The sequence below is a fragment of the Streptomyces sp. NPDC006283 genome, from assembly GCF_040613325.1.
GTDB lineage: Bacteria > Actinomycetota > Actinomycetes > Streptomycetales > Streptomycetaceae > Streptomyces.
In genome coordinates, this window is record NZ_JBEXRZ010000047.1 from 1 (window position 1) to 21,691 (window position 21,691).

A 21,691-nucleotide genomic window follows, 5' to 3' on the forward strand; every position below is an offset into this window, starting at 1 on the left:
GGTGTCACGGTAGAGCGCCCATGTAGGCGAACGGTGACGGAAGAGGACGAATAGGGATGCGTGTGGATCCGCGCGGGCCGCCAAACGGCAGGGGAGGCACGTCTTGGCCGGCAGCAACGGCAGCAACGTCACCGCGCTCTTCCGCGCGTCCACCGCGCACAGCCCGTCGTACTTCACACTGAACCGGGCGGGCGGCGGCGCGGCCGGCGAGATCGTGGACTTCTGCATCCCCTGCAACCCGTACTTCCCGACCCCCGCGATGTTCGACCAGCTCGGCAGCAGGCTCCGCGAGATCCTCACGTACTACCCGAGCAGCGCGGACACCATCACCGCCGAGCTCTGCCAGCTGCTCGGCCTCAATCCGCAGACCGTCGCCATGGGCAACGGCTCCACCGAACTGATCACCTGGATCGACCACTTGCTCGTGCGCGAGTCGCTGGCCGTCCCCGTCCCCACCTTCGGCCGCTGGACCGACCAGCCGATGGAGACGGGCAAGCGGGTGGACATGCTGCTGCTCCCGGAGGCCCGTGGCTTCGCCCTCGACCCCGCCTCGTTCGTGCAGTTCGTACGCACCAGAGGCTCGCGTGTCGCCGTGATCTGCAACCCCAACAACCCCGACGGCGGCCTGCTCCCCAGACAGCAGGTCCTCTCGCTGCTCGACCAGCTCCAGGACCTGGACCTGGTCGTGGTCGACGAGTCCTTCCTCGAATTCGCCGACGAGGGGGCGGAGACGAGCGTCGCGGCCGAGGCCGTGCTGCGGACGAACGTGATCGTGCTGCGCAGCCTCGGCAAGAACTTCGGTCTGCACGGTGTGCGGTTCGGCTATCTGGTCGCCAACCCCGGCCTGGCCGGGAAGGTACGCGCCGCACTGCCGAAGTGGAATCTCAACTCGTTCGCGGAGACGGTGGTGTTCATGCTCAAGGAGCACCGGCAGGAGTACGCGGAAAGCCTCCTGCAGGTGAGCCGTGACCGCCAGGAGATGATCTGGCGCCTCTCCCAGCTCCCCGGCCTCACCGTCTACCCCTCACAGGGCAACTTCGTCTATGTGCGCCTTCCCGAGGGCGCCGACGGTGGGATCCTGCGCGACCGGCTGCTCGCGGAACACGCCGTCCTGATCCGCGAATGCGGCAACAAGATCGGCAGCTCGAGCCGGTTCGTGAGGCTGGTGGTGCGTCCCGAGCAGGACGCGGAGCGGCTGGTCACCGCGATGGAACAGGTGCTCTACGGAGGACGCACCCGGTCCGCGCCACCGGCGCCCGCGCCGGCACCGCCGCAGCCGATGCTCGCGCAGGTGCCGACCCAGCCGCTGCCGCAGGCACAAGCGCAGGCGCAGGTCCAGCAGCCCCTGGCCGCCCAGCCTCTTCCCCAGGTACCGGCCCAGCAGGTGGCGCCTCCCCCCATGCTCGCCCAAGTACCGGCGCAACCCCAGCCGTTGCCCCAGCAGAGCCCGCACATCGCGCTTGCTCCTGCGCAACTCGACCAGCAGCCGCTGGCCGCCCGCGGCCTGACACCCGCCCAGACCGCCCGCCCCGGTGTCACGGCCAGGGCGATGGCCGCCGGCTACACCTCGGGCACGGCGGCAGTGGACCGCCTGATCGCCCAGGCATAGGCATCTCCAGCCCTGTCACTGGGCGGACCGGGTCGACCACGTCGTCGACGTCAGCGAGGAACTGGACGTGCCCGCGGGTACTGCTGCGGCCGGACGGCCACGTTGCCTGGGTCGGTGAGGACCAGCAGGATCTGCTCGACCGGCTGCCGCAGTGGTTCGGCGCTGCCGCCGGCTGAGCGAGCAGACACTCCGTATGCGTCATTCGGCACAAAAGGCAGTAAAACGGGTAGATTCCGCTCTCGGTGACGGTCGGTCGTACGGAGCGGGGACACATGACGACCCAGGGCGAAACGGCTGCGGACTCACCTCCTGCCGTCAAGCTGACCCTGCTGACGCTGACCGCGATGGTCGTCGGGTCCATGGTCGGGGCGGGGGTCTTCTCGCTGCCCCGGCGTTTCGCCGACGAGACCGGCGTCGCCGGTGCGCTGATCGCCTGGGCGATTGCCGGCACCGGCATGCTGATGCTCGCGTTCGTCTTCCAGAGCCTCGCCGTGCGCAGGCCCGACCTCGACGCCGGTGTCTACGCCTACGCCAAGGCCGGTTTCGGTGAGTACCTCGGCTTCTTCGCCGCATTCGGTTACTGGGCCAGCGCCTGTGTCGGCAACGTGACGTACTGGGTGCTGATCATGTCGACGATCGGCGCCGTATGGCCCGCGCTCGGCGACGGCGACACCGTGCTCGCGGCTGTGCTGTCGTCGATCGGGCTGTGGGGGTTCTTCCTCCTCATCCGGCGCGGGGTCAAGGAAGCCGCGGCGATCAACCGGATCGTCACGGTCGCCAAGGTCGTCCCCATCCTGGTCTTCGTCCTCATCGCCCTGTTCTTCTTCAAGGCGGACGTCTTCGCCGACAACTTCGGCGGCGCCGACTACGCGGGCTCCCTCTTCAACCAGGTCCGCGGGACCATGCTCGCCACCGTGTTCGTGTTCCTCGGAGTCGAGGGCGCGAGCGTCTACTCGCGGCACGCCAAGCGCCGCGAGGACGTGGGGCGCGCGACCGTCCTGGGCTTCCTCAGCGTCTTCGCGGTGTTCGCCTCCGTCACCATCGTGTCGTACGGCATCATGCCGATGAGCGAGATTGCCGAGCTCCGCCAACCCTCCATGGCAGGCGTCCTCGAGGCGGCGGTCGGCACCTGGGGCAACGTGTTCGTCAGCGTCGGCCTGATCGTCTCCGTGCTCGGCGCCTACCTCGCCTGGACGCTGATGGCCGCGGAGGTGCTGTTCGTCGCCGCCAAGGACGACGACATGCCGCGCTTCCTGGGCCGCGCCACGGCCGCCGACGTCCCCGTGCCGGCGCTGGTGATGTCGACGCTGCTCAGTCAGACCGTCCTGATCGTCACCCTCTTCTCCGACGACGCGTTCAACTTCGCCCTCGATCTGACCAGCGCCCTCACCCTCATCCCGTTCCTGCTGGCGGCGGCGTTCGCGCTCAAGATCGCGCTGCGGCCGGACGAGAGGACCGTGGGCGGGCGCGGCTCCGCCCGCGATCTGGCCGTGGCGTCGATCGCCACCCTCTACACCGCGTTCCTGCTGTACGCGGCCGGGCTGAAGTTCGTCCTCGTGTCCTTCATCATCTACGCGCCTGCCACGTTCCTCTTCGTGAAGGCCCGCAGGGAGCAGGGCAAGAAGCTCTTCTCGCCCGCCGAAATCGCCATCTGCGCCGTCTCGGTCGCCGGTGCCGTCTTGGGCGTCGTCGCCCTGGCCGCCGGCTGGATCCAGCTCTGACCAGGAGACGCAGGAGACCAGGAAGGCCCTCATGACGAAGGACAATCCCGCCACGGCGGGGCCCGCGCACGGCGTTCACTCGGAGGTAGGCAGACTCCGCAAGGTCCTGGTCTGCGCCCCGGGCCTCGCCCACCGCCGACTCACCCCGACCAACGCCGACGACCTGCTGTTCGACGACGTCATGTGGGTGGACAACGCCCAGCGCGACCACGCCGACTTCGTGAGCAAGCTGCAAGAGCGAGGCGTCGAAGTCGTCGAGCTGCACGAGCTGCTCGCGCAGACCATGGCGATCGGGGAGGCGAGGAATTGGCTGCTCGACCGGAAGATCATCGCGAACGAGGTCGGCCTCGGTCTCGTCGACTCCACCCGCGCCTTCCTCGAGACGCTCGAGCCCCGCAGGCTCGCCGAACACCTGATCGGCGGCCTCGCCACCGCCGACCTGCCGGATGAGTTCCGTCCGGGATACGTGGCCCTCGCCCGCGAATCGACCGGTGTGCGCGAGTACCTCATGCCGCCGCTGCCCAACACCCTCTACACCCGCGACACCACCTGCTGGCTCTACGGGGGCCTGACGCTCAACCCCCTGTACTGGCCCGCCCGCCACGACGAGACGCTGCTCATGAAGGCCGTCTACGAGTTCCATCCGGACTTCACCGGGTCCACCGTGTGGTGGGGCGATCCCGAACGGGACTGGGGCCAGGCGACCTTCGAAGGCGGCGACATCATGCCCGTCGGCAACGGCGTCGTGCTCATGGGCATGAGTGAGCGCACATCCCGCCAGGCCATCACACAGGTCGCCGCCGCCCTGTTCGCGAACGGCGCGGCCAGGCAGGTCGTCGTCGCCGGCATGCCCAAACTGCGTGCCGCGATGCACCTCGACACCGTCTTCACCTTCGCCGACCGCGACATCGTCACCCTTTACCCCAAGATCATGGACGGTGTGCACACCTTCTCGCTCCGTCCCTCCGACAAGGCCCCCGGCGTCGAGATCACCGACGAAGGGCGCGCCGCCTTCACCGATGTCGTCGCCAAGGCCCTCGGCCTGTCCGAGCTGCGCGTGATCGAGACCGGGGGCGACGTCTATGCCTCCGAGCGGCAGCAGTGGGACAGCGGAAACAACGCCGTCGCCCTCGAGCCGGGCGTCGTCTTCACCTACGACCGCAACACCCAGACGAACGCGCTGCTGCGCAGGGCGGGAGTCGAGGTCATCACCATCGTCGGCGCCGAACTCGGCCGGGGCCGTGGTGGCGGGCACTGCATGACCTGCCCGATCGCCCGCGATCCGGTCGACTTCTGAGCCGCCTGAGCCGCCTGAGCCGCCTGAGCCGCCTGAGCCGCCTGAGCCGCTTGAGCCGCTTGAGCCGCCTGAGCCGCCGCCGACCGCGGCCGCCCGGCTGCTCAGGCACCGTCGTGCTCGCCTCCCCTGTTCGCCTGGAACCAGACGAAGCGGCGGTCGCCGACGTGGAGGGAGCCGTCCTCCTCGGCACCCGCCCCCCGCACAGGTTCTGCGACGTCCTCGGACCCCAGCAGCCGGACGCGCGTCGAGAACAGGTCCCAGAAGGGGCCTTCGAGCCATGTGCGCCCCGGGGTACCGGTGAACAACACCAGGTGCATGCCGAGCCGTTCGCCCGACTGCGCCGTGCGGGTGAGCGCGGTGCGCAGTTCCGGTGCGAGCGGGAGGAGGCGGGTGACCTCGTCCATGACCACGATCAGGCGTGGCAGTGGCGTCCGACGGTTCATGCCGACGGTCCCCGACTCGTAGGCAGCCATGTCCGGGCAGTCGGCGCGGTGAAGCAGGTCCTCACGTCGGCTGAGCTCACGGTTGAGCCGGTTCGCCAGGTCGAGGGCGCGAGCCGGCGCTGCACCGAGTCCGACGTACTTGCCGGGGAGGACGTTCGACGGAAGCAGCGCCGCAGTGTTGCCGCTGAGATCGGCGAGCACAAGCTTCATGCCTTCCGGATTCTGCCGCATCAGTTGCCGCAGAACCCGGCGCTGCAGTTCCCTGCGCCTGCCCGTCGTCCGCGCCTCGCACAACACGTGCGGACCCTCCCCTCCTCGGCCCTCGCCCTCGAGATCGAGGTGGACGGGCAGCCCGGAGCTGTCTAGGCCGAGGGTCACGCGCAGCCGGTGCGGCGGTGCGTGACGCTGCTCGCGGGCGGTGGCGTCGAAGACGTCACGCAGCTGGTCGGCGGCCGGCCGTCTGTCCGGATCAGGGGCCAGGCAGGCCCGCAGAGTGTCGGCGACATCGGGATCGAGCGGCAGCTCCGGTACGTCACCCGGACCCAGAGCCACGCCCGCGGAGTCGCCGGTCACCGCCTCCACGAGGATGCGGCCGAAGGCGTAGACGTCCGACGCGCGCGTCGGCTCGGTACCGGCGTCCAGCAGCTCCGGGGCCCGGTAGCGGAGGTTGTGCCGGTGCAGGAGACGATGCGGGCTGACCGTGCCGTCCACCGTCGCCGTCATCCAGCCCGCGATCCGGACCTCGCGGCCCGCTATCAGCACGCTGCCGGGCGTCAGCGACCCGTGCACCAGCCTCTTCCGGTGCGCGCGGGCAATGCCGGCTGCGAACTGCCGTGCGACGGTGAGCAGTCCGGCCTCGTGGAGCAGCCCGTGCCGCTCGGCGAAGGCACGCAGGTCGGGCGCTGTCTCCGTCGGGCCGTCGAGCGCGCACTCCATGGCGAGCCAGGGCCGCGGGCACCCCGTGTCCCAGGCCAGGAGCCGGGGCGCGTACATGCCGTCCATCCGTTTCAGCGCGGCGACCTCCGTGGCCACCAGGCCGGCCGCGTGCGGCACCTGAGGCCTGCGGACGATGAGGATCCGGCCCTCCCCGTCGTGGCCCATGAACAGACCGGCGCGTGACCAGCCGCCCAGATGCTCGGCGAACACCTCGTACGGCATCGAGCCGGAAGCGTCGAACCGGGGGTCGGCCACGGTCAGACGCTGCCAACCCGTGTCGTCCTCGTTCAGCTCGAAGCCCGGCGGCACCTCCCTCAACGGCTCGCCGCCCGGAGCCGGACGCGTCGTCTCCGGCGGGCCCGGAAGCGAGACCCCGAGCCGGCGCATCACCGTCGCGTCCACCCAGCCGAACGGTCGGCGGTTGCCCGCAGGCACCCGCTCGGTGCCCTGGGGGTGCGGCAGCCACGCCGGGAAGCAGGCCGGTGACCCGGCCAGTTCGGTGAGCTGTGTCGTCACGGCACGCGTCGTGCGGACCAGTTCGGACGGAGCAACGGTGCCCAGCAGGATCCGCCGCGTCTCCTCCGCGAAGTCGAACGTCCTCTGGTGCGGCAGACTCTCCCCGTCGTCGGCGCTGTGCATCAGGCCGCCGAGGAAGACCTCTGCCAGGTGGGACGTGTCGGCCGCCGGGGACACGGCATGCTGCACGAGCCGCATCACCGGCACGGGCAGCGGCGCGACCGCGGCCAGATGCGCGGCGAGACGGTAGGCGTCGGTGGAGGCGGCCTCGCGGAACCGCAGTACTTCCTGTTCGGCCGCGCTCGCCCCGTGTCCACGGCCGGTCGACAGGCCGGCGGCGGCCGCGGACACGCCCTGGGGTGCGGCGAGCAGCGGCAGCACCGCACTGCCGCCCGGCGAGCCGATCAGACGGGCCCAGGCGCCGAGCGATTCCGGTTGCACGGCCAGCACGGGTACGGGCACACCGTCGAACGTCGCCAGTTCGGGTGGCAGCACCGGGTCCGCCACATCCCACGACCGGTTGGCCGCACCCCGGCGGCGTGTCGTGACCCGCCACGGCTCGGCACGGATGCCGGAACCCGCCCACAGCCGGGTCGGCAACACGTTCACCAGGGCCGTCGGGCCGGTCGCTGCCGAGCGGTGCAGGGCCGCGTGCATCCTGCCGTCGCGCCAGGCCGGGCCCACACCGTCGCTCACCACGAGCAGCAGGGTGTGGCCCGACGGGTCGAGCACCGTCGACATCGGCAGCGTGGCGGCTTCCGCGCCGTACGGGCGCCGGCTCAGCAGCGGACCGTCCGCGGCGCGGCTGTCCAGACCGTGCACACGCACATGACGGAAGGCGCCGCTGCGTTCTGCCAGCGCCCTGATCTCGCCGGCGAGCCGTTGCCACAGCAGCATCGAGATGCCGTCGTCCACGAGGATCGCCAGGTCGAGCCACCGGGTCCGGGCAGGACGCAGCACCGCCTCCGGCAGTCCGGTCTCTGCCATGGCCGAGACCGTCGCAGCGATGTCGAGCTCGGTGCGCAGCGCGTCGGGACGCCGGTGTTTGAGGGGACGCAACGCCCGGCCGAGTCGTAGTTCGCCGGCGCCGAGCGCTCTCATCCCCGGAGCCCGCACCGGCATCGCGGGCCGGTCGGACCGTGCCGGGCGGTGATCCGCGGCGGCCGGAGCCGCGTGCAGATCGACGTGCGGCGCGGGCAGGGGCCCGGACCCGGCCGACGGGTCGTCGGGAGCCGTGCCCTGCCGCGGATCGTCCGGGTCGGCCGAAGCGTCCGCCGGGTGCCCGGCTGCGGTGTCGGCGTCCGGCGGCCCGAGCGCCGAGGACGTCCCTGCGGCGGCTGCCACCTGCGCCAGTGCCGTGGCCGCCGCGGGCGGCAGACGGGCCGCCAGCCACAGGGCGTCGAGCAGCTCCTCGGCTGCGAGGTCCTCGCCGTCGCCCGACAGGACCTTGCGGACGTGCTCCAGCACCGTGCGCTACACCGTCCTGCCGAGACGGTGCAGCACGGCGTCGAGCAGACCCTCGGCGTCCAGATCCACCCCTCCCCGGCGCAGGAAGACTGCGTTGAGCAGCTGGTCGGTGGCGAGTTCGCCCCTGGCCCTGCGGGCGAGGAAGGCCCGCATCAGTTCGTCCATGCCGGCCAGGTCGGTGTCGGCGTCCGTGCCGTCGGCGTTCAGATGCGCCGAGATGATGGCGCGCAGCCGGCCCTCGTCCGGTTCAGGGAGGTCGAGCCGTACGCACCGGCGCAGAAAGGCGGGCGGGAAGTCGCGTTCGCCGTTGCTGGTGATCACGACGACGGGGAACTCCGAGCAGCGGACCCGGCCGCGGACGACCTCCGTCCATGCGTCGGGGTCGGCGGTCATCACCTCCACCGTGGCCTGGTCCTCGGGGAGCCGCGCCAGCTCCGGGATCTCGAACTCGCCTTCCTCGAAGACGTTCAGCAGATCGTTCGGCAGGTCCACATCGCCCTTGTCCAGCTCGTCCACGAGCAGGACGCGCGGGGTCGCGGACGGCACGAGCGCCGTGCCGAGCGGACCGAGACGCACGTACGAGCCGATGCCCGGCTCCTCGCCCGGGGCGCCGTGACCGCCCTCCGTGTGCTGACCGCCCTTCGTGAGGCGGCCGCCCGGCGTGCCGTGACCGCCCCGCGCACGGTGGCCGCCCCGCGGGTCGCGGCGCATGTTCGTCTCCCGCAGCCGGCCGATTGCGTCGTAGCGGTAGAGCGCTTCCTGCAGTGTGGTCCGGCTGTTGACCGGCCAGTGAAGGACCCGGCCCAGAGAAAGCTCGTGGGCCACCGCACGGGCCAGGGACGACTTGCCGGTGCCGGGGTGTCCTGTGACCAGCAGGGGCCTGCGCAGCAGCAGGGCGGCGTTGACGACGTCCGCCTCCGCCCGGCCGATCAGGTACGGCCGTTCACGGCGGGGACCGGCCGAACCGGCGCCGTCGAACCGACGCCACGGCGGGGCCTCGGGAAAGGTGATGCTCCGGGCCCGGCCGTCGCCCTTGAACAGCCGCCACTCGCCATCTGTCCCGTCGCTGCCTGTCCCGTCGCCGCCTGCGTGGTGCTGCCGGGGTCCGTGGGCCGTCATCGGGTGTCCGCTCCTTGATCGTGGCCGGCTTGGTCGTTCGTGAGGGGATGTTCGTGAGGTGCTTCGCGGGCGGGCGAGGTCATGCCGGGTCGGCGAGTTCCAGTGGACCGGGCAGCGGCAGCTCGCAGTCGTCCCACACCAGCACGGGCCGGGCGGCCGACGACTTCTTCGACCCCAGTGCCGCGGCCCGGAACTCCTGCAGACGCTGCGGCAGTTTGTGCAACGGGCCGGTGGGGTCGAGGTCGTCCAGTCGGCCCGCGTCCTCGATGGACCCGGCCGCCCGGTCCCACAGCACCACCGGTACACCCATGGCCAGACAGATCGCCAGGAGCTCCTCCCGCTGCTCCGGCGGTCCGTGCAGCACGACCCGTGCCGTGTCCTTGTACGGGGTGTCCAGCAGCTGCTCGTACAGCTCCAGCGCGGTGGCCGGCTTGGTGACGACCAGGGCGCTGGGACCCGGGGCGCTCCAGCGCCTTCGCACCTCGCCCGGCCGGCGGGTCGCATCGGGGCAGCGGAGGGCCACCTGGTACCGCGCGCCCAGGGCCAGGCTCAGGTCGGGGAAGAGATCGCCGAATTCGCTGCCCGTCCGCCAGGCCTCCACGGGGATCTGGAGTCCGTCACGCCCGACGACGACATCCACCTGCGTGGCCGGTTCCCCGCCCTCGGCCCGGCAGCGGTCCGCCGCTTCGCGGATGAGCCGGCCGATGTCGTCGGGGGTCAGTGCCCCCTTCGGCGTCGGAACCGTCGCCCTCGTCCCGTCCCTGTGGAACAGCCACGTCTCGCAGTGGTAGCGGTCGGGGGCGTCCGGACCGGCTTCGGAGAGCCGGGTCACGACCCGCGCGGCCGGTGGCGGGCGGTGGGAGGCCCAGGCCGCGGCATCGGCTCGCCGCTCCGCCAGAGCGGCGCGGCTGATCCCCAGCCGTTCGGCCACCCGGTCGCACCAGAGGTGCAGGGTCCTGCGGGCCTCGGTGCCGGACGCGGCCGCGGCGACGAACGCCGCGAGCTTGAGCAGGGCGGGCACTGGAGGGGCGACGAGATCCCCGACCGGTCCGTCGGGACAGTCCTCGAGGCCGAGCACCACACCCTCGAGCTCCGCCTCCGCCAGCCGGCCGGCGCACCCGAGCGGTCCGGGCAGCGCCATGAAACGCAGGGCTTCGCGGGCGGCGCGCGGGATCAGCGCCGGGTCGGCGACGGTGACCGTGCGGAGCGCGGCCAGGAGTTGCCGGTGTTCGCCGACGGACAGCAGCCGGACGCCGGGCTCCACCCGGCCGAGCGCCAGCAGGTCGTTCAGCGCCTGCCGGCCTGCGCCGTCGCGGAGCGTGGGGGCGAGAGATTCGGCCAGTGTGGCCAGTGCTCTCTCCTCGGTCAGCAGAAGGGCCGCCAACTCGTCCACCGACGGTGCCGAGGGGTCCGTCTCGGGCGGGGGAACGCAGCCGATGTCCGCTGCCAGGCCGCGGCAGTGGCCGGCCCGCCTGGCCGGGTCGTCCAGCAGCGCACGCAGCGCGGGGATCAGCAACCCGGCCGACACGGAGGCCTCTTGGGACCCGCCCGTGCCCGCGTCGGCCGGTGCGGCGATCCTGCACTCGGTGAGGACGTCGCCGGCGTCCGCCCGCTCCAGCTCCTTCCGCACGGTCTGCCACGGCACCGCCCAACCGCGGCGCACCGTGTCCTGGGAGCCCAAAGCACCCTCGGCCGGAAGTACCTGGGCGACGACCAGCCCGGCGACGGTCGAGTCGGAGCGCACCCACAGCGGGCCGCCGCTGTATCCCGGCCCGATGGCTGCTCCGGTCAGCTCGCCGTCCAGGTAGCAGCAGCCGTCGTCCTCGAGGCCGACCACGGTGTCGGCATAGGTGATGGTCTCGCCGCCACCGTGCCATGCCCGCACACCGAGCCCCTCCGTCATCTCCCGCCACACCACGGGCCTGGTCCAGTCGGGGGCCGGCTCGTCGAGTTCCAGCACGGCCAGGTCGCCGTCCCACACGACTTTCGAGGCGCGTTGCTGCGGGGGAAGCCAGACCGAGAGCCGGGCGGTGCCGTGCGCGGTCGTCCCCGCGCCGTGGAACGCCACGGCCAGCGGATGCTTTCGGTCCGGCTCGTCGGCGCTCAACGGCTCGCGTCCCAGTGCGTCGTTGACGACATGGGCGCAGGTCAGTACCCGCTTCGGGGACAGCAGCGCGGCGGCACCCGCGGCCTTGGCGCTGCCCTCGCGTATCAGCGCGACACGCGAGCGGGGCTCTGTGCGGCGACGGAACCAGCCCATCCTCAGCCCTGTCCGGGACCGGTGGTGCTCTGCTGCTGCCAGGTGGCGCTCACGGTCATCGTCGCCTTGCCGTTCGTCCCGACGATGCCCAGCTTGAGGTCCTGGCCGATCTGAATGCCGAATTCGACCTTGAGTTCCTGCGGAGGGGTGGCGGTGTTCACGGCTGCGTCGTGCACCTCCTCGAGGAGCTGCCCGAGCGGGCGCAGCGCGGTCCGCAGGGTGTCCGTCGCGATGGCGGCGGCACGCGCGCCGCCGCGGGCCACCGGAGTGGCGGTGCCGAAGCCGCCGGGCAGGTCGGGCGCGGCCGGCTGCTCGGCGACGGCGGCCGGTGCCGGCTCTCCGGCATCGGCCAGTTCCACGCGTAACGCGGCACCGGCCAGGTCGAGTTCAAGGTATTCGGGCATGGACGGCATTCTGCCTGACGGGGAGCAGTCGACGGGCCGGATACCGGGAGTCGGCCGGGTCGCTATGAGACGAATCGTTCAGCCTCACCTCGCGATGCCCGCCCGGTGCCTCCCCGCGCGACCGGCGAGCGGACCCGCCCCCCGGCTGCGGTATTTGCGGACAGAAGCTGTCCGCAAGCGTCGGTAGCGTGCACGCATGGCCTCGAAAACCTCGACCCACCCCGTCCTCGACACCCGCGCACTCAACCGCGCCACCCTCGCGCGCCAGTTGCTGCTCCGGCGCGCGCCGCGGGCGGAGATGCCCGTGGCGCGCGCCGTCGAGCACCTCGTCGGACTCCAGGCACAGAACGTCAAGCCGCCGTACTACGCGCTCGCCGCACGGCTGGAGGAGTTCGACCCGGAAGAGCTGTCCGCACTGATGGAATCCCGCGAGGTCGGGCGCATCGTCACCATGCGGTCCACCATCCATACGCACACCGCCCACGACTGCCTCCGCCTTCGGCCCCTCGTACAGGCCGCCCGGGACCGGGAACTCCGACAGTTCCGAAGCGGGCTCGCCGGGGTGGATCTCGCGCGGCTCGCCGCGTACGCGCGGGAACTCGTCGAGAGCGAGCCGCGGACCATGAAGGAACTGCGGGAGGCGCTGCTGACGCACTGGCCGGACGCCGATCCGTTCGCTCTGTCCGTTGCCGCGCGCTGCTCACTGCCGCTGGTCCAGGTCACCCCTCGGGGACTGTGGGGGAGGAGCGGGCAGGTCGCACTCACCACAGCCGAGCAGTGGTTCGGCAGGCCCTCCGAGCCCGCGCCGGACGCGGACGACACCGTGCTGCGCTATCTCGCCGCCTTCGGTCCCGCGTCGGTCCAGGACTTCCAGACCTGGTCGGGGCTGACCCGGACACGGGCCGTCTTCGAGCGGCTGCGAGCGGAACTCGCCGTGTTCCAGGACGAGCACGGCGTCGAGCTCTTCGACCTCCCCGACGCGCCCCGCCCCGACCCCGGCACTCCGGCACCGGCGCGGCTCCTGCCGGAGTTCGACAACCTTCTGCTCTCGCACGCGGACCGCAGCCGCGTGGTGTCCGCGCAGCACAAGGCGCTCACCTGGAAGGGCAACCAGGCGTACTGCACCTTCCTCGTCGACGGCTTCCTCGCCGGGATCTGGCGCCTGGAGGAGACCGGGGCGACGGCGACGCTGACGCTGCAGCCCTTCGGCCCACTCACCCCGGTCGAGCGGGACGACCTGACCGACGAGGCCGGGCGGACCCTCGCCCGCATGCGGCCGGGGCTCGCGCACGACGTCCGGTTCGGTGTCGTGCGGCAGCCGGGGCAGTGACTCTGCGCCGACCTGCGCGCCAGGGGGCCGGTGACCTGCGGCAGCGGAGGCACCGGCGCGACCTACGGCAGCAGCCCCGCGCCCCGCGCCGCCACCACCGCCTCCAGGCGGGTGTGCGCGTCGAGTTTCCGCATCGCCGAGCGCAGATAGCCCTTCACCGTCTCCGGCCGCAGCCCCAGCCGCTCCGCCGTCGCGGCGTTCGTCGCGCCTGCCGCCACGCAGCTCAACACGTCCACCTCCCGGGGCGCGAGCGACACCTGATCGCCGCCCTGACAGCCGGTGGGCACCGAGGCGGAGGCCAGGCGGCCGCACACCGCCAGCAGTTCCTCCCGCAGGGCGGGGTCCTCGATCCTCGGCGCCAGCGCTCGTAGCTCCCCGTGGACCTCGCGGACCGTTTCCCACGCCCCCGGGCCCCGCCGCGCCTCGCGCGTGTGCGTCTTCGTGAGGAGCCGCTGCACCTCGTCCCGTACGGCCAGGGCCTGCTCCACGTCGCGCGCTGCGGCCACCGCCGCGTCCAGGACGCGGTCGCCCAGGACCAGTGGCCGGCGCAGCGCCCCGTACAGCAGGCCCCGCACCCTGCGGCCCACCACGACCGGGACGGCGACCACCGACCGCAGGCCCTCCGCCGCGACCGCCGCGTCGTACTCGTGGCTGATGTGCCGCGCCGCCGCGTAGTCGGTCACCGCGCACGGTCGCGACAGCGCCATCGACTTTCCGCCGAGGCCGTGGCCGGCGCGGATGGCGAGCCCGCGCAGCACGCCCGTCGCGGCGCCGTTCAGCTCCCCGATGCGCAGGTGCTGCCGCCGCCCCTCCTGCAGCAGCCCGCCGAACGCGACGGGCAGCCCTGTCGTTCGCCGCAGCCGGAGCAGCGCCGCCCGCAACTCGACCGCTTCGCCCTCTGTCACGCGCCCTTCCTCCCTCCGATGCCCCCGGTGCCGCCCGGGGACGGGGACGACACCCCCGAACGGGGGTAGTGAGACCTGGGTCACCGATTACACGATGGGCACGGCCGGTCCCGCAACGAGGAGGACACATGACGTCTGGCAGCGCGACGGCGAGGTTCCGGGCCGCCCGGGACTTCCTGCTGCAGCACCGGGAGGACTACGCGACCGCGTACGAGGGCTTCACCTGGCCCCGCCTCGAGCACTTCAACTGGGCGCTCGACTGGTTCGACGTCATCGCCGCCGGCAACGACAGGACCGCGCTGCAGATCGTCGAGGAGGACGGACGCAACACCCGGTTCTCGTTCGCGGAGATGTCCGCCCGGTCCGACCAGGCTGCGAACTGGCTCCGCTCCCGGGGCGTGCGGCCCGGCGACCGGATCCTTGTCATGCTCGGCAACCAGGTCGAGCTGTGGGAGACCGCGCTCGCCGCGATGAAGCTGCGCGCGGTGATGATCCCGGCGACGCCGCTGCTGGGCCCGGCCGACCTGCGCGACCGGATCGAGCGGGGCCGGGTGCGTCATGTATTGGTGCGCCCGGAGGACACGGACAAGTTCGACGAGGTCCCCGGCGACTACACACGGATCGTCGTCGGCGGCGAGAGCGCCGGCTGGTTGTCGTACGACGGCGTGTACGCGAGCGGAAGCACCTTCGAGCCCGACGGACCCACCGGCGCCGACGAGACGCTGATGCTGTACTTCACCTCCGGCACGACCGCCCGGCCGAAGCTAGTCGAGCACACCCATGTGTCGTATCCGGTCGGTCACCTGGCGACCATGTTCTGGATCGGTCTCAAGCCGGGAGATGTGCATCTGAACATCTCCTCACCCGGCTGGGCCAAGCACGCCTGGTCCAATCTCTTCGCCCCGTGGAACGCGGAGGCGACGGTCTTCATCCACAACTACACACGCTTCGACGCGAGCCGGCTGATGGCCGAGATGGACCGCGAGAGGATCACCAGCTTCTGTGCGCCGCCGACGGTCTGGCGGATGCTGATCCAGGCCGACCTGAGCCGGCTTCAGCAACCCCCGCGAGAGGTCGTCGCCGCGGGTGAACCGCTCAACCCGGAAGTCATCGAGACCGTCCGCCGCGAGTGGGGCGTCACGATCCGCGACGGGTTCGGCCAGACGGAGACCGCCGTGCAGGTATCCAACAGCCCCGGTCAGCAGCTCAAGCCGGGCTCCATGGGCCGGCCGAGCCCCGGCTACAAGGTCGAACTCCTCGACCCGGCCACGGGCCGGCCGGGCGCCCCCGAGGGCGAGATCGCCATCGACCTGTCCACACAGCCGGTCGGCCTGATGACCGGCTACCACGGGGACGAGGAGCGCACCGCGGAGGCGATGGCGGGGGGCTTCTACCGCACCGGCGACATCGGCTCGCGCGACGACGACGGGTACATCACGTACGTGGGCAGAAGCGACGACGTCTTCAAGGCCAGCGACTACAAGATCAGCCCCTTCGAGCTGGAAAGCGCCCTGCTGGAGCACGAGGCGGTCGCCGAGGCCGCCGTCGTACCGGCGCCGGATCCGCTGCGGCTGGCCGTGCCCAAGGCGTACGTGGTGCTTGCCGAGGGCTGGGATCCGGGGCCGGACACGGCGAAGCTGCTGTTCGAGCACTCGCGTGCGGTCCTCGCCCCGTACAAGCGCATCCGCAGGCTGGAGTTCGCCGAACTGCCGAAGACCGTGTCCGGGAAGATCCGGCGGATCGAACTGCGCGAGCGCACGGCCAAGGGCTCCACCGCCGACTACGTGGAAGGTGACCTGCGATGACACCCTCTTACGCGCACGGCGTGAGCGAGACCCCACTGCTGGGGGACACGATCGGCGCCAACCTGGCGCGCACGGCCGCCGCCCACCCCGAGCGGGAGGCACTGGTCGACGTGGCGGCGGGCACCCGCTGGACGTACGCCGAGTTCGACGCGGCCGTGGACGAACTGGCGCGCGGACTACTCGGCTCGGGGGTCGCGAAGGGCGACCGGGTCGGCATCTGGGCCGTCAACTGTGCGGAATGGGTGCTGGTCCAGTACGCCACCGCGCGCATCGGCGCGATCATGGTGAACATCAACCCGGCGTACCGCGCCCACGAGCTCGAGTACGTGCTGAAGCAGGCCGGGATCTCGCTGCTCGTCGCCTCACAGACCCACAAGACCAGCGACTACCGGGCGATGGTCGACACGGTGCACTCCGAGTGCCCCGGGCTGCGGGCCGTCCATTACATCGGCGACGGCTCCTGGGACCTGCTCCTGGACGCGGCCGAGGCGGTCACCGAGGAACAACTGAGAGCGCGCGAAGCGGAGTTGTCCTGCGACGATCCGGTCAACATCCAGTACACCTCCGGCACCACCGGCTTCCCGAAGGGAGCCACCCTCTCGCACCACAACATCCTCAACAACGGCTACTTCGTCGGCGAAATGATCGCCTACACCGAGCGTGACCGGGTCTGCATCCCCGTGCCCTTCTATCACTGCTTCGGCATGGTCATGGGCAACCTCGCCGCCACCTCGCACGGCGCGTGCATGGTGATCCCGGCGCCGTCCTTCGACCCGGCGGCGACCCTGCGGGCAGTGGAACAGGAGCGCTGCACCTCGCTGTACGGGGTGCCGACGATGTTCATCGCGGAGCTCAACCTGCCAGACTTCCAGTCCTACGACCTAAGTTCGCTGCGCACGGGCATCATGGCGGGTTCGCCGTGCCCGGTCGAGGTGATGAAACGCGTGGTCGCCGAGATGAACATGGCGGAGGTGTCGATCTGCTACGGCATGACGGAGACCTCCCCGGTCTCCACCCAGACCCGGCGCGACGACGATCTGGAGCGCCGCACCGGCACGGTCGGCCGGGTCATGCCCCATGTCGAGGTCAAGGTGGTCGACCCGGTCACCGGCGTGACCCTGCCGCGCGGTGAGGCCGGCGAACTGTGCACACGCGGGTACAGCGTGATGCTCGGCTACTGGGACGAGCCGGAGAAGACGGCGGAATCGATCGACGCGGGCCGCTGGATGCACACGGGCGACCTGGCGGTCATGCGCGAGGACGGCTACGTCCAGATCGTCGGCCGCATCAAGGACATGATCATCCGGGGCGGCGAGAACGTGTACCCGCGGGAGATCGAGGAGTTCCTGTACGCCCACCCCAAGATCGCCGATGTGCAGGTGGTGGGCGTGCCCGACGAACGGTACGGCGAGGAGATCCTCGCGTGCGTGATCCCACGCGACGCGGCGGACGCGCCGACTCTGGAGGAGATCACGGCGTTCTGCCGCGAGCGGCTCGCGCACTACAAGATTCCGCGCCGGATCGAGATCCTCGCGGACTTCCCGATGACGGTGAGCGGCAAGGTCCGCAAGGTGGAACTCCGCCGCCGCTTCGGCGCGGCCTAGCGAGGGCGCGCTGGTGTGCGTGTGCGGCGGGGGCGTTTCGCCCCCGCCCCCGCGGTGAGGGGCGCCCGGCCCCGGGCCCGGGGGGCCACGTGTCCCGCTCCGGGCCCGAGGCGGGCGTACGCGCCCGCTCCCCGGCCGGGGCAGGTCACCCGTGCCTGGCTCCGTCTGCCGTGACCGGTGGGGCGCTCCTTGCGGCGGCGTCTCACGCCGACCGGCGGCATCGGCGCGGCTCCGGGCCGGCGGTGAGGGCACCGTGCCCCCTCCGGGCCTGCTGCCGGTTCCGGGCCTGGTGACCGGCGACGCGCTCCTTGCGGCGTCGGCTCACGCCGACCGGCGACATTCGCCCGGCCCCGGGCCTGCGGTGAGGGGCGCCCGCCCCGGCCCCGGCCCCGGGGCCACGTGTCCCGCTCCGGGCCCGAGGCGAGGGGCATACGCGCCCGCTCCCCGGGCCCGGGGCAGGTCACCCGTGCCCGTTTTCGGGCCTGGTGACCGGCTGGGCACCTCGCCCGTGTCGGCACGGGGCCGCGGCGGGTCACCCACCCCCGCCACCGGAGTCGTGCCGACCGGCGGGGGACCCGTCAGAGCCCGCATGCCGCTCCCGCGCTGCCGGAGGATGCCGTGTTCTCGGTGAAGCCCGTGTCCCGGCCGCCGCCGGTGAGGAGGCCGCCGCCACGGGCGAAGTGGGGGAGGTGCAGCAGCAGCGCCGCGTCGCCGTGGAGCGCCACCGACAGCAGAACGCGCGGTCCGGCGGTGCGGCGCGCCTCGAGCGGGTGGGTGCCGCGGAGGGACACGAGGAGCCGCCGCCCCGCGGGCGTCTGCCGGGGAACGCACCACAGCGCCGCCGCCGCGGCGACGGGGACCGAGCACAGGGCCAGCTGGGCGAGCGTGTTCGGCGCGGTGATCGGCGTGGCCAGCAGTCCTGCGACGATCGTGACGGGGACGGCACACAGCAGGAGCCGCGCGGCTCGCCACCTGCCGGCGGGCCGCAGCAGTCCTGCCTCGGCGGACCGCACGCGCAGTGCGTCGAGGGCTCGGCGCACCCGGGGCACCGCGACCAGGGGCCGCAGGCCGAGGGGGCGGCGGAGCGAGACGTGGACGGCGAGCTGCAACGGATCCCGTATCGCGGTGGCCCAGCCGTCGGTCCGTACGGTGCCCTTCCGGCCGTTGGTGACCACGCCGCGTTGCTGCAGAGCGACGAGGGCGACCGTCACCGCGGCACGGTGCCCGCCGCGGAGGAGGGCCACGATCTGCGGATCGACGGTGTCGTGGGGCGAGGGCGGGCCGGGCCGCAGGAGCAGGGCCGCGGCGGCGAGCAGTGCCCCCGCAGCGCCGATGAACCACCACATTTCGACGGGCATCGCGCCCACCTCCCCCGAGGCCGTGTCTGCGGCTGTGCGGGGAATATGCCCGTGCCAGAGGTAGGCCGAAGCCTGAAAGAAGCTGATTCAGAGCTTTCTTTGAGCTTCGGTCCGGTTCGCGGCGTTACGTGCCCGTGGAAAGCAGTTCGTCCGCCGGGGCGTTGACGGGTTGGGGGCAGCCGGTGAGGTCCATGACGAAGAGCGGGATGCCGAGCTGGTCCGCTCGGGCCCTGGCGTCGTCCGCGTAGCCCGCGAGGGAGAAGAGGACGCTCGTCGACGAGGAACTCAGCCCGTTCAGCCACAGGCATTCGATGGCGCGCAGCCCGGTGGGCCTAGTGGTGGGGTCGACCTGGGCGACCACGTCGGGGCCTCTGAGGTCTATGCCGGAAACGGGCCTGACCTCCGGCTGGATCACGTCGCGGAAGCCGAGCCACTTCAGATAGAGGGCGGCCGCGGTGACGGCGTCGCGGGCGGTGCGGATCGTGACGGGCCGGAACGAGGGGCGGGAGGCGACGGCCGTGCGCGGCAGCGGTATGTGCGAGGGTCGCCGGGAGGAACATGCCCGTTCCGGCGGACCGGGTGGAGTGGGCGTGCTGACCGGCCGGACCGGTATGCGCAGCACCGTGCCGCAGGGGCAGCCGAGCTCGGGCTGCGGCCACTGGTCCTTGCGCTGGCACTCGGCGCAGCGGACGGTGACCCAGTCGTCGGTCCAGGTGCGGTGCGTGATCGGCTCTGGTCGGGCGGCCCGCAGCAGCGGGGGAGCGACCGGGGCGCCGCACGCGCACGGGTACACGGGCGCCGCGTACAGATGGTCGCGTCGGCAGACCGGGCAGCGCACCGGCATGCTCTCGCTCATCGCGGCCCCCTCTTTCCTTCCCGCGGCCTGACTGCGGTCCATCGTCCATCACTGACGGGGACTTGGCGAGCTACTTCGCGCACTCCGCCGCTCTGCGGCCCCGGTGTCCCGGTGCGGCCGTCCCTTGACGTCGCACGGACCGCGTCCTACATTGCTTCCGTATAGCAAAAACGAACTTCCACAATACGGAATTAACGCTCTCAGGTGGCGCGACAGAGCCCGTTCCGACCAGATCCGACAGGCCGAAGCAGGAGCACCCCATGCCTCGAATGACCGCCGCCCGTGCGGCAGTTGAGATCCTCAAGCGTGAAGGCGTCACCCACGCGTTCGGTGTGCCGGGCGCAGCGATCAACCCGTTCTACAAAGCCCTCCAGGCGGGGGGCGGGATCGACCACACCCTCGCCCGCCACGTCGAGGGCGCGTCCCACATGGCCGAGGGCTACACCCGGACCAACCCGGGCAACATCGGCGTCTGCATCGGCACCTCCGGCCCCGCCGGTACGGACATGATCACCGGCCTGTACTCGGCGATCGGTGACTCGATCCCGATCCTGTGCATCACCGGCCAGGCCCCCACCTCCGTGATCCACAAGGAGGACTTCCAGGCCGTCGACATCGCGTCGATCGCCAAGCCGGTCACCAAGGCCGCGACGACGGTCCTCGAGGCCGCCCAGGTCCCCGGTGTGTTCCAGCAGGCCTTCCACCTGATGCGCTCGGGCCGTCCCGGGCCGGTCCTCATCGACCTGCCGATCGACGTCCAGCTCACCGAGATCGACTTCGACCCGGAGACGTACGAGCCGCTGCCGGTCTACAAGCCGTCCGCGACCCGCGCCCAGATCGAGAAGGCGATCGCCTTCCTCCTCGAGTCCGAGCGCCCGCTGATCGTCGCCGGCGGCGGCATCATCAACGCCGACGCCTCCGACCTGCTCGTCGAGTTCGCCGAGATCACCGGCACCCCCGTCATCCCGACCCTGATGGGCTGGGGCACCATCCCGGACGACCACGAGCTCAACGCGGGCATGGTCGGGCTCCAGACCTCGCACCGTTACGGCAACGCGAACTTCCTCGAGTCCGACTTCGTCCTCGGCATAGGCAACCGCTGGGCCAACCGCCACACGGGCTACAAGCTGGACGTCTACACCAAGGGCCGCACGTTCGTCCACGTCGACATCGAGCCCACTCAGATCGGCAAGATCTTCGCCCCCGACTACGGCATCGCGTCCGACGCCAAGGTCGCGCTCGAGCTCTTCGTCGAGGTCGCCAAGGAGCTCAAAGCCGCGGGCAGGCTGCCCGACCGCGGCGCGTGGGTCGCCGCCACGCAGGACCGCAAGGCGACGCTCCAGCGCCGTACGCACTTCGACAATGTGCCGCTCAAGCCGCAGCGCGTGTACGAGGAGATGAACCGCGCCTTCGGCCCGGAGACGCGTTACGTCACCACGATCGGTCTCTCCCAGATCGCCGGTGCGCAGATGCTGCACGTCTACAAGCCGCGCCACTGGATCAACTGCGGCCAGGCGGGCCCGCTCGGCTGGACCATCCCGGCCGCGCTGGGTGTCGCCACCGCCGACCCCGAGGCGCAGGTCGTCGCCCTGTCCGGCGACTACGACTTCCAGTTCATGCTGGAGGAGCTGGCGGTCGGCGCGCAGCACCGCATTCCGTACGTCCACGTCCTCGTGAACAACTCCTACCTGGGTCTGATCCGCCAGGCGCAGATCGGCCTGGACATCAACTTCCAGGTCAATCTGGAGTTCGAGAACATCAACTCCCCCGAGCTGGGCGTCTACGGCGTCGACCACGTCAAGGTCGTCGAGGGCCTCGGCTGCAAGGCGATCCGGGTCACCGAGCCCGACCAGCTGCTGCCGGCCTTCGAGGAGGCGAAGAAGCTCGCCGCCGAGTACCGGGTGCCGGTCGTCGTCGAGGCGATCCTGGAGCGCGTCACGAACATCGCGATGAGCAAGACGGCAGACATCAGTGACGTGACCGAGTTCGAAGAGCTCGCCACGGAGCCGGGGCACGCCCCGACGGCGATCAAGCCGCTGAAGGTCTGACCTCCGCCCCCGC

The 21,691-nt window shown here is 71.5% G+C and carries 14 protein-coding genes and 1 pseudogene; 8 read left to right on the plus strand and 7 right to left on the minus strand.

What is annotated here, in order from left to right; genetic code table 11:
* Positions 1 to 103: 103 nt before the first annotated feature.
* The 4 genes and pseudogenes from ABZ070_RS12910 to ABZ070_RS12925 all read left to right on the plus strand — a co-directional run bounded on the left by ABZ070_RS12910 (position 104) and on the right by ABZ070_RS12925 (position 4,627).
* Entirely contained in the window at positions 104 to 1,609 is a 1,506-nt protein-coding gene (locus tag ABZ070_RS12910; RefSeq protein WP_356632959.1) for an aminotransferase class I/II-fold pyridoxal phosphate-dependent enzyme, read from the plus strand.
* A gap of 19 nt (positions 1,610 to 1,628) precedes the next feature.
* Positions 1,629 to 1,785 (plus strand): annotated as a pseudogene (locus ABZ070_RS12915) (FAD-dependent oxidoreductase); the annotation flags it as partial.
* 96 nt (positions 1,786 to 1,881) lie between these two features.
* Positions 1,882 to 3,330 carry a basic amino acid/polyamine antiporter gene (locus ABZ070_RS12920; protein ID WP_356632961.1) on the plus strand — a complete coding sequence of 483 codons (1,449 nt, stop codon included), beginning with the start codon at positions 1,882 to 1,884 and terminating at the stop codon, positions 3,328 to 3,330.
* Positions 3,331 to 3,361: 31 nt separating this feature from the next.
* Positions 3,362 to 4,627 (plus strand): arginine deiminase, encoded by a 1,266-nt coding sequence (locus ABZ070_RS12925; protein ID WP_356632963.1) that lies wholly within the window; start codon positions 3,362 to 3,364, stop codon positions 4,625 to 4,627.
* A 101-nt stretch (positions 4,628 to 4,728) separates the two neighbouring features.
* Here ABZ070_RS12925 and ABZ070_RS12930 read toward each other — a convergent pair whose 3' ends face one another.
* The 4 genes from ABZ070_RS12930 to ABZ070_RS12945 form a co-directional block, all read right to left on the minus strand.
* The gene (locus tag ABZ070_RS12930) at positions 4,729 to 7,989 is read right to left on the minus strand and encodes an SAV_2336 N-terminal domain-related protein (protein ID WP_356632965.1); all 3,261 of its coding nucleotides are present in this window, start codon (positions 7,987 to 7,989) and stop codon (positions 4,729 to 4,731) included.
* A gap of 6 nt (positions 7,990 to 7,995) precedes the next feature.
* On the minus strand, positions 7,996 to 9,108 hold the full coding sequence (locus ABZ070_RS12935) for an AAA family ATPase (protein ID WP_356632967.1): 1,113 nt from the start codon (positions 9,106 to 9,108) through the stop codon (positions 7,996 to 7,998).
* A 79-nt stretch (positions 9,109 to 9,187) separates the two neighbouring features.
* Positions 9,188 to 11,368 (minus strand): hypothetical protein, encoded by a 2,181-nt coding sequence (locus ABZ070_RS12940; RefSeq protein WP_356632969.1) that lies wholly within the window; start codon positions 11,366 to 11,368, stop codon positions 9,188 to 9,190.
* A gap of 2 nt (positions 11,369 to 11,370) precedes the next feature.
* The gene (locus ABZ070_RS12945; protein ID WP_356632971.1) at positions 11,371 to 11,772 is read right to left on the minus strand and encodes a CU044_2847 family protein; all 402 of its coding nucleotides are present in this window, start codon (positions 11,770 to 11,772) and stop codon (positions 11,371 to 11,373) included.
* 196 nt (positions 11,773 to 11,968) lie between these two features.
* Here ABZ070_RS12945 and ABZ070_RS12950 point away from each other — a divergent pair, with 196 nt between their 5' ends.
* Positions 11,969 to 13,102: a winged helix DNA-binding domain-containing protein gene (locus ABZ070_RS12950; RefSeq protein ID WP_356632973.1), complete on the plus strand. Its 1,134-nt coding sequence runs from the start codon at positions 11,969 to 11,971 to the stop codon at positions 13,100 to 13,102.
* A gap of 62 nt (positions 13,103 to 13,164) precedes the next feature.
* On the opposite strand, the gene ABZ070_RS12955 is transcribed toward ABZ070_RS12950, so the two are convergent.
* Positions 13,165 to 14,007, minus strand: a complete 843-nt coding sequence (locus tag ABZ070_RS12955) for a helix-turn-helix transcriptional regulator (protein WP_356632975.1) — start codon at positions 14,005 to 14,007, stop codon at positions 13,165 to 13,167.
* Between the two features lie 128 nt (positions 14,008 to 14,135).
* Between ABZ070_RS12955 and ABZ070_RS12960 the strand changes: the two genes are divergently transcribed.
* Positions 14,136 to 15,812: an AMP-binding protein gene (locus ABZ070_RS12960; protein ID WP_356632977.1), complete on the plus strand. Its 1,677-nt coding sequence runs from the start codon at positions 14,136 to 14,138 to the stop codon at positions 15,810 to 15,812.
* Positions 15,809 to 17,416, plus strand: coding sequence for an AMP-binding protein (locus ABZ070_RS12965; protein ID WP_356632979.1), 1,608 nt, complete (start codon positions 15,809 to 15,811; stop codon positions 17,414 to 17,416). The genes ABZ070_RS12960 and ABZ070_RS12965 overlap by 4 nt, the downstream gene beginning before the upstream one ends.
* A gap of 578 nt (positions 17,417 to 17,994) precedes the next feature.
* Here ABZ070_RS12965 and ABZ070_RS12970 read toward each other — a convergent pair.
* Both ABZ070_RS12970 and ABZ070_RS12975 read right to left on the minus strand, forming a co-directional pair.
* Positions 17,995 to 18,774, minus strand: a complete 780-nt coding sequence (locus tag ABZ070_RS12970; RefSeq protein WP_356632981.1) for a TIGR04222 domain-containing membrane protein — start codon at positions 18,772 to 18,774, stop codon at positions 17,995 to 17,997.
* 124 nt (positions 18,775 to 18,898) lie between these two features.
* Positions 18,899 to 19,630, minus strand: a complete 732-nt coding sequence (locus ABZ070_RS12975) for a hypothetical protein (protein ID WP_356632983.1) — start codon at positions 19,628 to 19,630, stop codon at positions 18,899 to 18,901.
* Positions 19,631 to 19,890: 260 nt separating this feature from the next.
* On the opposite strand from ABZ070_RS12975, the gene gcl reads away from it, so the two are divergent.
* Entirely contained in the window at positions 19,891 to 21,678 is a 1,788-nt protein-coding gene (gcl, locus tag ABZ070_RS12980) for a glyoxylate carboligase (RefSeq protein ID WP_356632985.1), read from the plus strand.
* Positions 21,679 to 21,691 lie beyond the last annotated feature (13 nt).

What these genes read in the sequence shown, in the direction of transcription:
- ABZ070_RS12920 (WP_356632961.1), top strand. Translation starts at nt 1,882, where the DNA reads ATGACGACCCAGGGCGAAACGGCTGCGGACTCACCTCCTGCCGTCAAG.
- ABZ070_RS12925 (WP_356632963.1), top strand. Translation starts at nt 3,362, where the DNA reads ATGACGAAGGACAATCCCGCCACGGCGGGGCCCGCGCACGGCGTTCAC.
- ABZ070_RS12935 (WP_356632967.1), bottom strand. Translation starts at nt 9,108, where the DNA reads ATGACGGCCCACGGACCCCGGCAGCACCACGCAGGCGGCGACGGGACA.
- ABZ070_RS12940 (WP_356632969.1), bottom strand. Translation starts at nt 11,368, where the DNA reads ATGGGCTGGTTCCGTCGCCGCACAGAGCCCCGCTCGCGTGTCGCGCTG.
- ABZ070_RS12945 (WP_356632971.1), bottom strand. Translation starts at nt 11,772, where the DNA reads ATGCCCGAATACCTTGAACTCGACCTGGCCGGTGCCGCGTTACGCGTG.
- ABZ070_RS12950 (WP_356632973.1), top strand. Translation starts at nt 11,969, where the DNA reads ATGGCCTCGAAAACCTCGACCCACCCCGTCCTCGACACCCGCGCACTC.
- ABZ070_RS12960 (WP_356632977.1), top strand. Translation starts at nt 14,136, where the DNA reads ATGACGTCTGGCAGCGCGACGGCGAGGTTCCGGGCCGCCCGGGACTTC.
- ABZ070_RS12965 (WP_356632979.1), top strand. Translation starts at nt 15,809, where the DNA reads ATGACACCCTCTTACGCGCACGGCGTGAGCGAGACCCCACTGCTGGGG.
- ABZ070_RS12970 (WP_356632981.1), bottom strand. Translation starts at nt 18,774, where the DNA reads ATGCCCGTCGAAATGTGGTGGTTCATCGGCGCTGCGGGGGCACTGCTC.
- ABZ070_RS12975 (WP_356632983.1), bottom strand. Translation starts at nt 19,630, where the DNA reads ATGAGCGAGAGCATGCCGGTGCGCTGCCCGGTCTGCCGACGCGACCAT.
- gcl (WP_356632985.1), top strand. Translation starts at nt 19,891, where the DNA reads ATGCCTCGAATGACCGCCGCCCGTGCGGCAGTTGAGATCCTCAAGCGT.